Source organism: Pseudomonas psychrophila, from assembly GCF_001043005.1.
Taxonomy (GTDB): Bacteria; Pseudomonadota; Gammaproteobacteria; order Pseudomonadales; family Pseudomonadaceae; genus Aquipseudomonas; species Aquipseudomonas psychrophila.
Genome location: NZ_JYKZ01000014.1, coordinates 19,003 through 32,249 on the forward strand (window position 1 = coordinate 19,003; position 13,247 = coordinate 32,249).

At 60.0% G+C, this 13,247-nt stretch carries 12 protein-coding genes; 10 read left to right on the forward strand and 2 right to left on the reverse strand.

Annotation, left to right across the window (positions count from 1 at the left end):
* Positions 1-20 precede the first annotated feature (20 nt).
* Positions 21-767 carry an NRDE family protein gene (locus tag TU76_RS21515; protein WP_019828101.1) on the reverse strand — a complete coding sequence of 249 codons (747 nt, stop codon included), beginning with the start codon at positions 765-767 and terminating at the stop codon, positions 21-23.
* 129 nt (positions 768-896) lie between these two features.
* On the opposite strand from TU76_RS21515, the gene TU76_RS21520 reads away from it, so the two are divergent.
* Genes TU76_RS21520 through TU76_RS21530 form a run of 3 tightly spaced genes read left to right on the forward strand, consistent with a single transcriptional unit; the run spans position 897 to position 3,520 of the window.
* Positions 897-1,679, forward strand: a complete 783-nt coding sequence (locus TU76_RS21520) for a sulfite exporter TauE/SafE family protein (RefSeq protein WP_037032667.1) — start codon at positions 897-899, stop codon at positions 1,677-1,679.
* 12 nt (positions 1,680-1,691) lie between these two features.
* Positions 1,692-2,498, forward strand: coding sequence for a prolipoprotein diacylglyceryl transferase (gene lgt, locus TU76_RS21525; RefSeq protein WP_019828099.1), 807 nt, complete (start codon positions 1,692-1,694; stop codon positions 2,496-2,498).
* Positions 2,499-2,548: 50 nt separating this feature from the next.
* Positions 2,549-3,520, forward strand: a complete 972-nt coding sequence (locus TU76_RS21530; RefSeq protein ID WP_019828098.1) for a thymidylate synthase — start codon at positions 2,549-2,551, stop codon at positions 3,518-3,520.
* 92 nt (positions 3,521-3,612) lie between these two features.
* On the opposite strand, the gene cadR is transcribed toward TU76_RS21530, so the two are convergent.
* Positions 3,613-4,062, reverse strand: coding sequence for a Cd(II)/Pb(II)-responsive transcriptional regulator (gene cadR / locus TU76_RS21535; RefSeq protein ID WP_019828097.1), 450 nt, complete (start codon positions 4,060-4,062; stop codon positions 3,613-3,615).
* Between the two features lie 86 nt (positions 4,063-4,148).
* Here cadR and TU76_RS21540 point away from each other — a divergent pair, with 86 nt between their 5' ends.
* The 7 genes from TU76_RS21540 (at position 4,149) to TU76_RS21570 (ending at position 13,195) form a co-directional block, all read left to right on the forward strand.
* A complete protein-coding gene (locus TU76_RS21540; RefSeq protein WP_048352478.1) occupies positions 4,149-6,401 on the forward strand; it encodes a heavy metal translocating P-type ATPase in 2,253 nt (750 codons plus the stop codon).
* A gap of 16 nt (positions 6,402-6,417) precedes the next feature.
* Positions 6,418-7,281, forward strand: a complete 864-nt coding sequence (locus TU76_RS21545) for a LysR family transcriptional regulator (RefSeq protein ID WP_046810241.1) — start codon at positions 6,418-6,420, stop codon at positions 7,279-7,281.
* Positions 7,282-7,498: 217 nt separating this feature from the next.
* Positions 7,499-8,575, forward strand: coding sequence for a putative 2-aminoethylphosphonate ABC transporter ATP-binding protein (locus TU76_RS21550; RefSeq protein ID WP_046810242.1), 1,077 nt, complete (start codon positions 7,499-7,501; stop codon positions 8,573-8,575).
* A gap of 1 nt (position 8,576) precedes the next feature.
* Positions 8,577-10,301, forward strand: coding sequence for a putative 2-aminoethylphosphonate ABC transporter permease subunit (locus TU76_RS21555; protein ID WP_048352479.1), 1,725 nt, complete (start codon positions 8,577-8,579; stop codon positions 10,299-10,301).
* Positions 10,302-10,348: 47 nt separating this feature from the next.
* Positions 10,349-11,371: a putative 2-aminoethylphosphonate ABC transporter substrate-binding protein gene (locus tag TU76_RS21560; RefSeq protein WP_019828091.1), complete on the forward strand. Its 1,023-nt coding sequence runs from the start codon at positions 10,349-10,351 to the stop codon at positions 11,369-11,371.
* A 139-nt stretch (positions 11,372-11,510) separates the two neighbouring features.
* The gene (locus tag TU76_RS21565) at positions 11,511-12,638 is read left to right on the forward strand and encodes a TIGR03364 family FAD-dependent oxidoreductase (protein ID WP_046810244.1); all 1,128 of its coding nucleotides are present in this window, start codon (positions 11,511-11,513) and stop codon (positions 12,636-12,638) included.
* Entirely contained in the window at positions 12,638-13,195 is a 558-nt protein-coding gene (locus TU76_RS21570; RefSeq protein WP_046810245.1) for a phosphonate degradation HD-domain oxygenase, read from the forward strand. The genes TU76_RS21565 and TU76_RS21570 overlap by 1 nt, the downstream gene beginning before the upstream one ends.
* The last annotated feature ends 52 nt before the right edge of the window (positions 13,196-13,247 follow it).

Consider the following 13,247-nt stretch of genomic DNA (forward strand, 5'->3'; position numbering starts at 1 on the left):
CCCACAGAGTGGGTGTTTCGTCACACCGCCAATGTCACTTCCCCCAGCCGCCCCCCCAGCGGCCCGAAACTGTGTTCCACCACCAGCCTTGAGCCGTCAGCATTAATGATCAACGCCGTGCTGGCGCGAGTGCCGTAGCTGGGGCTGCTGATGAACACGCTCGACAGCAGACTTTCTGTGGCCAGGCCTACGCCAGTGTCTGGCAGATCGCTGAAGGGCGCGGTTTGCGGGTCTTTGAGCAAAGCCAGCAGTGCTTGCGGCTGCGGGTTGTCGAGTACCTCGGCCAACGCTGCCTTGGCCTTGACCAGCTTGGGCCAGGGAGTGTCCAGCCCGGCATTGGACAAACCGTAAATACCCTCGCTCAGCGGTTGTGGCGCCAGATCTTTGGAGTTGAAATGCCAGAGTTGATCTCGGGTGCCCAGGAGTAGATTAAAGCCGGCATATTCGACAGAACGTCGCCCAACTTGCGTGAAGTACTCTGCAATGGACTGGTTGCCAGTCAAGAAGTCCGCCACCAATTCACCTCGGGAACGCCGCGAAGGTGGCTTGTGGGGTTCGCGGATATTGGTCAGTGCTGCAAAGCGCCCGTCAGCACCAATCCCCAGCCAGGTTCCGCCCGCCTCAAGGTCGCGGCCAGCATACACCTGGGGCGTATTGGCCCATTGGGCAAAGGGTTTGGCGGGGCGCGCATAAAACTCATCGCGGTTGGCCGCAACGACCAAAGGCTGTGCATGGCCGGGGCGCCAGGCGAAGACAATCAGACACATGGGCAGTCCTTAATGTTTTTTTAATCACTCTACTTATAGATTGCTCAGGCCGCTCGCGCCATACCGTGCAGCGCAGTGGAGCCAAAGCCCTTGCTCCGTTACCATGCGGATCAAATTTGGGGGGGCGTCATGGAATTTCTGCTCTATCTGGTGCTGGGAGGTTTTGCGGGCGTGCTGGCTGGGCTGTTCGGGGTCGGTGGCGGAATCATCATCGTGCCTGTGCTGGTGTTCAGCTTCACCTTGCAAGGTTTTAACAGCGAGGTGCTGACCCATCTGGCCGTGGGCACGTCATTGGCCACGATCATATTTACCTCGATCAACTCGATTCGTGAGCACAACCGCAAAGGCGCCGTGCGCTGGCCGCTGTTTGTCTGGATGACATTGGGCATTCTGATCGGCGCGGGTATTGGTGCGATCACGGCAGAAGCGATTGCCGGTCCTCACTTGCAGAAAATCATTGGCGTGTTCGCCTTGTTGATTGCCCTACAAATGGCCCTTGGGTTGCAACCCAAGGCGAGTGGCACGGTGCCTGGCAAGTTCGGTCTGACCCTTGCTGGGACCGTGATTGGTTGGGCTTCGGCGATATTCGGTATTGGGGGTGGCTCGTTGACCGTGCCGTTCCTGAGCTGGCGCAGCGTGCCGATGCAGCAAGCCGTCGCCACCTCGGCGGCCTGCGGCCTGCCGATTGCGCTGGTGGGTGCATTAAGTTTCATGATCATTGGCTGGCATAACCCCGACCTGCCCGCGCATAGTCTCGGTTTTGTTTACTTGCCGGCGCTGCTCGGGATTGCCCTGACCAGTATGTTTTTCGCCCGTTTTGGTGCGCGACTGGCCCACAAGCTTTCGCCACGCCTGCTGAAACGGCTGTTTGCCGCACTGCTGTTTTGTGTCGGTTTGAGTTTCCTGATCTAACAAGGAGTCGCAATGCTGCCTTACCCGCAGATTGACCCGGTGGCCTTGGCCATCGGCCCGCTGAAAATCCATTGGTATGGCTTGATGTACCTGATCGGCATTGGCGCAGCCTGGCTGATCCTGTCGCGACGGCTCAACCGCTTCGACCCTACCTGGACCAAGGAGAAACTCTCCGATCTGGTGTTTTGGGTGGCCATGGGCGTGATTGTCGGTGGTCGTTTGGGTTATGTGCTGTTTTACGACCTGAGCGCCTACATCGCCAATCCGCTGCTGATTTTTGAAGTGTGGAAAGGCGGCATGGCGTTCCACGGTGGCCTGATCGGCGTGATGCTGGCGGTTTGGTGGTTCGGCAAGCGCAACGGAAAGTCGTTCTTCCAGATCATGGACTTCATCGCCCCTGTGGTGCCGATTGGTCTGGGTGCCGGGCGTATCGGTAACTTCATCAACGCCGAACTGTGGGGCAAAGCCACTGATGTACCGTGGGCGATGATCTTCCCTACCGATCCGCAGCAACTGGCGCGCCATCCGTCGCAGCTTTATCAGTTTGCGCTGGAAGGTGTGGCACTGTTCCTGATTCTTTGGCTGTACTCGCGTAAACCTCGGCCAACCATGGCGGTTTCCGGGATGTTCGCCCTGTTCTACGGCATCTTCCGTTTTATCGTCGAATTCGTCCGTGTGCCGGATGCTCAACTAGGCTATCTGGCGTTCGGCTGGGTGACGATGGGGCAAATTCTCTGCATCCCGATGATTGCGGGCGGCCTGTTCCTGATCTGGTGGGCTTACCACCGCGATCCAGCGGCTAACAAAGCTGCGCTTTAAATTCGAATGGCAGGGCGCACAACGCCCTGCATTCAAACGGTAGGAAAACCATGAAGCAATATCTCGACCTCGTTGCCAACGTCATCAAAAACGGCACCCTGCAAGCCAACCGCACCGGCGTGAAGACCATCAGTCTGCCGGGCGCCATGTTGCGCTATGACCTGAAAGAAGGTTTCCCGGCCATCACCACCCGTCGCATGGCGTTCAAATCCGCGATTGGAGAGATGTGCGGTTTCTTGCGTCCGGTCAACAACGCTGCCGATTTCCGCGCACTGGGTTGCAAGGTGTGGGACCAGAACGCCAATGAAAACGCCCAGTGGCTGGCCAACCCGTTCCGCCAGGGTGAAGACGACCTGGGCGAAATCTACGGTGTGCAATGGCGCAAATGGCCGGCTTACAAGCAAATCGAGCGCAGCAACCAGGCGGCTATCGAGTTGTGCCTGAGCCAGGGCTATCGCCAGATTGCCGAAGGTGAAGAGGACGGTCAGGCCTACGTGGTGCTGTACAAGGCCATCGATCAGGTGCGCCAGTGTGTCGACACCATCATCAATGATCCGGGCAGCCGTCGTATTCTGTTCCACGGCTGGAACTGCGCCCAGCTCGATGAAATGGCCCTGCCGCCGTGTCATTTGCTGTACCAGTTCCACCCCAATGTCGAGACGAAGGAAATCTCCCTGACCCTCTACATCCGCTCCAATGACCTGGGCCTGGGCACGCCGTTCAACCTGACCGAAGGCGCTGCTCTGCTGAGCCTGATCGGCCGCCTGACCGGGTATACGCCGCGCTGGTTCACCTACTTCATCGGCGATGCTCATGTGTATGAAAACCACCTGGACATGCTCAATGAGCAGTTGACCCGCGAACCCTTCCCGATGCCAAAACTGGTGATCTCGGACCGTGTGCCTGAGTTCGCCAAGACGGGTGTATATCAGCCAGAGTGGCTGGGCCTGATCGAGCCGAGTGACTTCAGCCTCGAAGGCTATCAGCACCACGCGCCCATGACCGCGCCGATGGCGGTGTAACTGCATCCCTGTGGGAGCGAGCCTGCTCGCGAAGGTCTTGTTGAGGTCTTCGCGAGCAGGCTCGCTCCCACAAAGGGAGTGGTCTATTTGCTTTAATGCCCGTGGCTTCTGCCCACATGGCTTGGCTCACCTTCCGGTGCGCTGACCGAGCCGCTGACTTCCAGCTGCTGCAAGATCCCGCAATGTTCCCCGTTGGGCCCCTCGCCACATCGCTGGCGCAGGTCGAGCAGTTGTGTCTGCAAGGCCAGCAAACCGTCGATTCGCGCCTTGACGTGATGAATATGCTCATCAATCAGCGCGTTCACGCTTTCGCACTGGTCCTGCGGGCTGTCGCGCAGATTGAGCAGGCTGCGGATCTCTTCAAGGGTCATGTCCAGGCTGCGGCAATTGCGGATAAACGTCAGCCGCTCCACGTGCGCTTGGGTGTACAAGCGGTAATTACCTTCACTGCGCGCTGGCTCCGGCAGCAACCCTTCGCGCTCGTAATAACGGATGGTTTCGACCTGACAGTCGGTCAATTTCGCCAGTTCACCAATTTTCATCGCGGTTATCTCCGAAAGGTTGCTTGACCCTATAGTGGCTACAGGGTCTTTACTTGGCAACAGGCACCTTTTCCGGACGCAACCCGATGAGCGATTCCATTCACACCCCGCACAAGCATCCCCACGATCATGATCACGACCATGGCGCGAAGCATGACCACGCCAGCCATGCCCACAGCTGCTGCTCGACCGCAGCGGGGCCAAGCGTAATCAAGCTCGGCGCCACCCCCACGGCGGGCTCGCGGTTGAGCAACTTTCGCATCGAAGCGATGGATTGCCCCACCGAGCAAACGCTGATCCAGAACAAGCTGGGCAAGCTGGCGGGTGTGCAGCAACTGGAGTTCAACCTGATTAACCGGGTGCTGGGCGTGACCCACGACCTTCCGTCGACCGAGCCGATTATCGCGGCGATCAAATCCCTTGGCATGCAGGCCGATCCTATTGAGTCAGGGGCAGAGGCGGCCCCGGCTGCACCGCCCGCGAAAAAACACGGGTGGCCGCTGGCGGTGGCCGGTGTGGGCGCACTGGCGGCTGAAGTGCTGCATTTCACCGATGCAGCGCCCACGTGGGTCATCGCACTGGTGGCGCTGGTGTCGATCCTCAGCGGCGGCCTCACCACCTACAAAAAGGGCTGGATTGCCCTTAAAAACCTCAACCTGAATATCAACGCGCTGATGAGCATCGCCGTGACCGGCGCGGTGTTGATCGGCCAATGGCCAGAAGCTGCCATGGTGATGTTCCTGTTTACCGTGGCCGAGTTGATCGAGGCCAAATCCCTCGACCGCGCACGCAATGCCATCAGCGGACTGATGCAAATGGCGCCGGACAAAGCCACCGTGCAGCAGGCGGATGGCACCTGGGTTGAGCGTGAGGTCAAAGACATCGCGCTTGGCGCCATCGTGCGAGTGCGCCCCGGCGAGCGAATCGGCCTGGACGGCGAAGTGATCGCGGGCAGTTCTACCATCGATCAGGCGCCGATCACCGGTGAAAGCCTGCCGATCGAAAAAACCGTGGGCGATAAAGTGTTTGCGGGCACCATCAACCAGGCCGGTGCCCTGGAGTACCGGGTGACGGCTGCGGCCAACAACTCGACGCTGGCGCGGATCATCCACGCCGTAGAGCAAGCCCAAGGCTCACGGGCGCCGACCCAGCGTTTCGTCGACAGCTTCTCGAAAATCTATACCCCGCTGGTGTTCGTGTTCGCTTTGGCAGTGGCCGTGATCCCGCCCCTGTTGATGGGCGGCGTATGGTACGACTGGATCTACCGCGCTCTGGTGTTGCTGGTGGTGGCGTGCCCGTGTGCGCTGGTGATCTCGACTCCGGTCACCATCGTCAGTGGTCTGGCTGCAGCGGCCCGCAAAGGGATTTTGGTAAAGGGCGGTGTGTACCTGGAAAGCGGCCACAAACTCGACTTTCTGGCCCTCGACAAAACCGGCACCATCACCCACGGCAAGCCGGTTCAAACCGACTACCTGCCCCTTGATCCGTTGGTCGCCGACAGCGCCGTAGTGTTGGCCGCGAGCTTGGCCTCGCGCTCCGATCACCCGGTTTCACTGGCCGTGGCCACTGCGGCTGTGGATAAAAAACTGCAACTGAGCGCTGTGGATAACTTCGCCGCCCTGGCCGGTCGCGGCGTGCGTGGTGAGATTGACGGCAAGCTTTACCATTTGGGCAACCATCGTCTGGTGGAGGAGCTTGGCCTGTGCTCGCCTGCCCTTGAAGCAAAACTCTTTGCGCTGGAAGAACAGGGTAAAACGGTCATCTTGCTGTGTGACAACTCAGGGCCGATGGCGCTTTTCGCGGTGGCAGACACCGTCAAGGAAACCAGTCGCGAGGCGATCCGTGAGTTGCATGAACTGGGCATCAAAACCTTGATGCTGACCGGTGACAACCCGCACACCGCCAGCGCCATTGCGGCCCAGGTCGGCATCGACGAAGCGCAAGGCAACTTGCTGCCGGAGGACAAGCTCAAGGCAATCGAAGCCCTGTACGCAAAAGGTCATCACGTGGGCATGGTGGGTGACGGGATCAACGATGCCCCCGCACTGGCCCGTGCCGAGATCGGTTTTGCGATGGCCGCAGCCGGCACAGATACAGCGATTGAGACCGCAGATGTTGCCCTGATGGACGACGATCTGCGCAAAATCCCCGCATTCATTCGTCTGTCACGCCAGACCTCCAGCATCCTCAAGCAGAACATTGCCCTGGCATTGGTCATCAAAGCGATCTTTCTTGCGGTAACCTTCATCGGTATGGCCACCATGTGGATGGCCGTGTTTGCCGACATGGGCGTCAGCCTGTTGGTGGTATTCAACGGTTTGCGCCTGTTGCGCAAATAGATCAAGAGAGGCCGTTGTGCTGAGTGCCGAGCTGAAAGCGTTTTACCGGGTGGCCCAGTTGGGCAGCATTACTCTGGCCGCAAAAAAGCTCGGGCTTAGCCAGCCGACCGTGACCACGCAGATCCGCAACCTCGAAAGCCAGTACGCCGTGGAGCTGTTTTACCGTGGCGGCCGGCGCCTGACCCTCAGCGATGAGGGTGTGCGCTTGCTGCCGATGGTCAAGGCACTGCTCCAGCAAGAAGCCGACATTGAGTTCTTTTTGCGCAACAGCGGTCAGGGCGTGGGTACTTTGCGCATCGCCGCCACGGCACCGTATTACATCCTCGACCTGGTCAAAGCCTTTCGCGAACGCTTGCCGCAGATCGAAGTGTCGGTGGACATCGGCAACTCCCGGCAGGTGCTTGAAGCGCTGGATGAATACCGGGTCGACATCGCCGCTTCGTCGCAGTTACTGGAGGACCCGCGCCTGATTCGCCGCGTACTCGGCACCGATCCGCTGGTGCTGGCGGTGCATCGCAATCACCCGCTGGCCAAGCTCGAACACGTGCCATTGAGTGCGCTGGCCGGGCATTGCCTGTTGATGCGCGAACAGGGCTCGACCACGCGCAAGCTGACAGAAGAGCTGCTGGCCAGCGCCGGTGTGAGCTTTGGCCCGTTGCTGGAGATTGGCAGCCGGGAGTCGATCCGCGAGGCGGTATTGCGCAATATCGGTATCAGCATCATCGCCCGGCAAGAGGTGCCCCACGATCCGCAGCTTCGGGTGCTGACCCTGGAAAATGCGCCGGTCATCCACGAATACCTGTACTGCCTCAAAGAGCGCAAATCGGCGCGTTTGCCCGCGGCATTTCTGGGGCTGGCGCAGGAAATGGCCCCGGCCTGACCACAACCACTGTGGGAGCGGGCTTGCTCGCGATGCAGACGATGCGGTCTGTCAGGCAAAATGCGGTAAGACCATCGCGAGCAAGCCCGCTCCCACAATGACCCTGCACCCATACCCAAATCCACCAATACCACTATCGGCAGCTTTGGCCTTGCTGCCACATCTTGTACGCATTGCGTCTCTAGGATGGCCCCCATCTGCTTGATGAGGTGCATCCATGAACAGCTCGAACGCAACCGCTTTGACCCAACCCGGCGTACCGATGAGGGTGCGTAATGTCAGCAAGCGCTTTGGCGCCTTTACCGCGCTGGACAACGTCTCGCTGGACGTGGCCGCAGGCGAGCTGGTGTGTCTGCTTGGGCCTTCCGGCTGCGGCAAGACCACACTGCTGCGCTGCATTGCGGGGCTTGAGCGTCAGGACGACGGCGCGCTGTATCTGGGTTCGCGCGATGTGTCTGAACTTGCGCCTCAAGCCCGGGACTACGGGATTCTGTTCCAGTCCTACGCGCTATTTCCCAACCTGACCGTTGAAGCCAACATTGCCTACGGCCTGGCGGGCAGCCATCGCGATGTGGTGCGCAAGCGGGTTGGCGACATGCTGGAACTCGTGGGCCTGATCGGCAGTGAAAAGAAATTCCCGGGGCAATTGTCCGGCGGCCAGCAACAGCGAGTTGCCCTGGCCCGCGCCTTGGCACCATCGCCGTCCTTGCTGTTGCTCGACGAACCGATGTCGGCACTGGATGCCCGTGTGCGTGAGCACTTGTGTACCGAGCTGCGCCAACTGCAGCGCAGCCTGGGGATCACCACGCTGATGGTCACCCACAACCAGGACGAGGCCATGTTGATGGCCGACCGCATTGCCGTGATGAATAACGGCAAGGTCGAGCAATACGCCACTCCGCAAGAAATCTACGACAAGCCCGCCACTCCGTTTGTGGCCGAGTTTGTGGGGCAGGGCAACTGGCTACCGTTTCAACGCAACAGCGCCAGCCACGCTCAGGTCGGCGGGATGAACATGCGCCTGGCAGACGATGCCGGGCGTGCTTCATCGGGCCGTCTGTTTTGCCGTCCCGAAGCTATCAGCGTCAACCCGGTGCTGCATCAGGAAAACCTGTTCCCGGCGCGAGTGCGAGAAATCACCTTTCTGGGCAACCGGTGCCGCATGAGTTTTGAACTCAACCACTTGCCGGGCCATGCACTGACTGCCGAAGTCGGCAGCCAGGACTTGCCACGCCTTGGCGCCCCGGACATTTTTGTCGCCCTGCCGCCGGGCAGCCTGCAGGTGTTTGCCTGAGATGGCCGGCCAATTGACCTTGCCGTTACCCGGCAAAGTGACCCGCAAAATCTCGAAGGCGGAGCGTGGTGACCGCATCTTCGTCGTGGGCGGCAAGCTGCTGTTACTGCTGCTATTGGGCGTCGCGGTGCTGATGCCGTTGCTGGCGATCTTCTGGCGCGGGTTCAGCGCTGAAGATGGCCAGGGCGGCGGTTGGATCGCCGCCCGGGAGCTGGTCACCAGCGAAAATTTTCACTGGTTGGTGGGCAATAGCCTCAAGGTTGCGCTGAGCGTCGCGGCAATTGTCGTACCGTTGGCTTACCTGTTTGCCTACGCCCTGCAACGCACCATGATCCCCGGCAAACGTATCTGGCGCGGGATGTCGCTGTTGCCGCTGATGGCTCCGTCGATGTTGCCGGGCATTGCGCTGGTTTACCTGTTTGGCAACCAAGGCATGTTGCGCGGGCTGATTTCGGACAACATCTACGGCTTCTGGGGGATCGTGCTCGGTGAAGTGATTTATACCTTCCCTCACGCGTTGATGATTTTGCTGTCGGCCTTGTCGCTGGCAGATGCGCGCTTGTTTGACGCGGCATCGAGCATGGGCGCCGGGCCCTTCAAGGCCTTTCGCAGCATCACCTGGCCGGGCACCAAACAGGCGGTGTTCGCCGCGTTCTGTCTGGTATTCACCCTGACCATCACCGATTTTGGTGTGCCCGTTGTAGTGGGCGGCGACTATCAAGTGCTGGCGCTGGAAGCCTACAAAGCCGTGGTCGGTCAGCAGCAATTCGGTCGCGGTGCGCTGATCGGCATGGTCTTGCTACTGCCTGCGCTGTTCAGCTTCGGGGTCGATGCCTGGCTGCGCCGCCAGCATGGCGACTCCATGAGCGGCCGCGCCCAAGTGTTCAAGCCAGTGCCTTCCAAAGTGCGTGACCGCTGCTACCTGACCATCGTGCTGCTGATCTGCGCCATTTTGCTGCTGGTATTCGGCATGGCGGTGTACTCGTCGCTGGTCAAGTTCTGGCCGTACAACCTGTCCTTGTCGCTCAACCACTACCAATTCAACGACACGGCCGGTGGTGGCTGGCTGGCTTATCGCAACAGCGTGACCATGGCGGTGTGCACGGCCTTGATCGGCAGTGCAGTGATCTTCACCGGTGCCTACCTGATGGAGAAAACCAAGGGCCAGAAAGGACTCAACCTGGCCCTGCACATGCTCAGCTTTGTGCCGATGGCGGTGCCCGGCCTGGTGCTTGGCCTGGGCTACGTGTTCTTTTTCAACTTGCCCGGCAACCCGCTTCACGTGCTCTACGGCACCATGACTCTGCTGGTGGTGTGCACCATTGCTCACTATTTGACCACCGCCCAAATGACCGCCACGACGGCACTGCGTCAGCTCGATGGCGAATTCGAAGCCGCCGCGCTGTCGCTCAAAGCACCCCTGTATCGCCATTTCTGGCGCGTCACCGTACCGATCTGCCTGCCGGCGCTGCTGGACATCATCCGCTACCTGTTTGTCTCGGCGATGACCACCGTGTCAGCGGCGATCTTCCTCTACAGCCCCGACACCATCCTGGCGGCGGTGGCGGTACTGAACATGGACGACGCCGGCAACGTTGGCGGCGCGGCGGCCATGTCGACCCTGATCCTGTTCACCTCGGTAGGTGTGTCCCTGCTGCTGGCCTGGGCTTCACGCGGGTTGCTGCGTCGCTCCCAGGCCTGGCGCCAGGGCGCTCCGGCTCAATGATTCGTGCCCTCTCAATCCTGCCCCTACAACCATAAAGGAACCGCACCATGTTCAAGCCACTTGCTCTTGCCGCTGCTGTCCTCACCGCTTTTAGCTTCAATGCGTTTGCTGCCAAAACCGAGCTGACCGTGTACACGGCCCTCGAAGCCGAGCAGCTCAAGACCTATAAGCAGGCTTTCGAGAAGGCCAACCCGGACGTTGAGATCAAGTGGGTGCGCGATTCCACGGGCATCATCACGGCCAAGCTGCTGGCCGAGAAAGCCCGCCCACAAGCCGATGCCGTCTGGGGCCTGGCGGCTTCCAGCCTGGCGATTCTGGATCAGCAAGGCATGCTGCAAAGCTACGCCCCCAAAGACCTGGCCAAGATTGGCGCCAACTATCGCGATACGGCCAATCCGCCCGCCTGGGTGGGGATGGACGTGTGGGCCGCGACTATTTGCTTCAACACCATCGAAGCCGAGAAGCAGGGCCTGACCAAGCCGGTGAGCTGGCAAGACCTGACCAAGCCTGAGTACAAGGGCAAGATCGTCATGCCTAACCCGGCTTCGTCCGGCACCGGTTTTCTGGACGTAAGTGCGTGGCTGCAGACCTTCGGCGAGAAGCAGGGCTGGCAGTACATGGACGACTTGCACCAGAACATCGGCCAGTACGTCCACTCGGGCTCCAAGCCGTGCAAGCTGGCGGCCTCGGGTGAGTTCCCGATCGGTATTTCGTTTGAATACCCGGCCGTGCAGCTCAAGCGCCAGGGCGCACCGCTGGACATCGTGTTACCAAAAGAAGGCCTGGGCTGGGAAATCGAAGCCACTGCCGTGATCAAAGGCACGCCGCATGAAGAGGCAGCCAAAAAACTGGCTGACTTCTCCGCCAGCCCGGCAGCGATGGAGCTTTATAAAGAAAATTTTGCGGTACTCGCTCAGCCGGGCATCGCCAAGCCACAAACCGAACTGCCAGCCGACTACGAGCAACGCCTGATCAAAAACGACTTCGCCTGGGCCTCCAAGAACCGCGACAGCATTCTGGCCGAATGGCGCAAGCGCTATGACGGCAAGTCCGAGAAAGCGGCGCAGTAGTTTTATAGCCACAAAAGACCTGTGGGAGCGGGCTTGCCCGCGATTGGATCGCTGCGGTTGGACAGCCGCACCGCGGCGTTTGTATCGCGAGCAAGCCCGCTCCCACAAGGGAAGTGAAGTTGCCCTTCAGGACATCGTGATGACTCAACCAATCCTTATCGTCGGCGCTGGCATTCTGGGCTTGTCCCATGCCTACGCCGCTGCAAGACGCGGGCTCAAGGTGCGCGTATTCGAACGCACCGCTACGCCCTTGGGTGCGTCGGTGCGCAACTTTGGCCAGGCGCTGGTCACCGGCCAGCCACCCGGCGTGATGCTCGACCTGGCCCGGGCCAGCCGCCCTATTTGGGCCGATTGGGCGCAGCGCGCGGGTTTTGACCTCAAGCGTAATGGCTCATACCTGTTCGCTCGAACCGAAGCCGAAGAACACTTGCTGGATGCTTTCTGCCAAGGCCGCGCCCGTGAATTTGGCTATCGCGTCGAACTCTTGCGCGGTGCAGAAATGGACGCGCTGTACGGCGGTCAATTCAGCCATCACCGTGCCGCACTGCATGGGCTTGACGACCAGCAGGTCTATTCACGGGAAGCCATTGCGGCATTGATTGCGTATTTGCAGCGTGACTTGGGTGTCGAGTTTCATTTTTCGACCCTGGTGCGCGATGTCGAGCCCGGTCAGGTCCACACCACGGCGGGGAGCTTCAAGGGCTCGCACGTGATTGTGTGCTCGGGTCACGATTACCTGACGTTGCTGGCTGAGCCGCTGGCCAAACTCAGTCCGCAGATTTGCCGCCTGCAAATGCTGCGCGTGCGACCCAAGGTCGATTTGAAGCTGCAACACGCCCTGCTGACCGGGCTGAGCTGTGTCCATTACGGTGCCTTTGCCGACTTGCCGCAAGCCGCGGCGGTGCAGGATGAAATCCTGCGAGGCAGCCCCCATCTGGATCAGCACGGCATTCATCTGTTGGTCAGTCCAACGCCTTATGGTGATCTTATCGTCGGCGATTCTCACGATTACGGTCGCGATCCGTCACCCTTTAATGGTGAACAGGTCGATAACTGGATGCTGCAACTCTGCGAAGAAACCCTGGGCTGTGAAGTCAGGGTGGTCGAGCGCTGGCAGGGCGTCTATGGTGCGAAAGGAGCCAAGCCGTTCTCCTGGTTGGAGGTGGCGCCGGGTTTGAATGCGGCGCTGATGCACACAGGTGTGGGCATGAGCGTGGGCCCGGCAATGGCCGAGGGCAATATCGCCCGGATGCTGGAGGAGAGGTGATGACACACGCACAGCAAGTGGTTGAAGACATTTTTGGTTTGTATCAGCAATACGGCACAGACGATTACATCGGCGAGCCGGTGTCGCAAATCGAGCATATGTCCCAGGCCGCGCAGCTTGCGTTGGATGAGGGCTGCGATGATGAAGTGATCCTGGCGGCGTTCTTTCACGATATTGGGCACTTCTGTGTCAATGATGCAAAGAACATGGGCGGATATGGTGTGGTCAGCCATGAGTTGGTGGGCGCCCGCTATTTGCGCCGTGCAGGCTTCAGTGAACGACTGGCCAAGCTGGTGGAGTATCACGTGCAGGCCAAGCGCTACCTGACTTTGCGGCAACCAGGCTATTACGACCTGCTGAGTGAAGCCAGTATCCGCACGCTGGGGTATCAGGGCGGAGTGATGAGCGAGGCCGAGGCGGATGCATTCGAGCAAGATCCGCTGTGTGCGTTGAGCCTGCGCATGCGGGTCTGGGATGAGCAGGCCAAGGAAATGCACGTGCCACTGATCGACCTGCAACTCCTCAAGAACAAGGCCGTCCGCCTGTTAGAGGCTTAAGCACCCATTCTTGTGGGAGCGAGCCTGCTCGCGAAAAAAACGACGCGGTGTA

Coding starts and splice junctions, on each gene's coding strand:
- TU76_RS21540 (WP_048352478.1), top strand. CDS start 4,149: ATGAGCGATTCCATTCACACCCCGCACAAGCATCCCCACGATCATGAT.
- cadR (WP_019828097.1), bottom strand. CDS start 4,062: ATGAAAATTGGTGAACTGGCGAAATTGACCGACTGTCAGGTCGAAACC.
- TU76_RS21515 (WP_019828101.1), bottom strand. CDS start 767: ATGTGTCTGATTGTCTTCGCCTGGCGCCCCGGCCATGCACAGCCTTTG.
- lgt (WP_019828099.1), top strand. CDS start 1,692: ATGCTGCCTTACCCGCAGATTGACCCGGTGGCCTTGGCCATCGGCCCG.
- TU76_RS21555 (WP_048352479.1), top strand. CDS start 8,577: ATGGCCGGCCAATTGACCTTGCCGTTACCCGGCAAAGTGACCCGCAAA.
- TU76_RS21565 (WP_046810244.1), top strand. CDS start 11,511: ATGACTCAACCAATCCTTATCGTCGGCGCTGGCATTCTGGGCTTGTCC.
- TU76_RS21530 (WP_019828098.1), top strand. CDS start 2,549: ATGAAGCAATATCTCGACCTCGTTGCCAACGTCATCAAAAACGGCACC.
- TU76_RS21570 (WP_046810245.1), top strand. CDS start 12,638: ATGACACACGCACAGCAAGTGGTTGAAGACATTTTTGGTTTGTATCAG.
- TU76_RS21550 (WP_046810242.1), top strand. CDS start 7,499: ATGAACAGCTCGAACGCAACCGCTTTGACCCAACCCGGCGTACCGATG.
- TU76_RS21520 (WP_037032667.1), top strand. CDS start 897: ATGGAATTTCTGCTCTATCTGGTGCTGGGAGGTTTTGCGGGCGTGCTG.
- TU76_RS21560 (WP_019828091.1), top strand. CDS start 10,349: ATGTTCAAGCCACTTGCTCTTGCCGCTGCTGTCCTCACCGCTTTTAGC.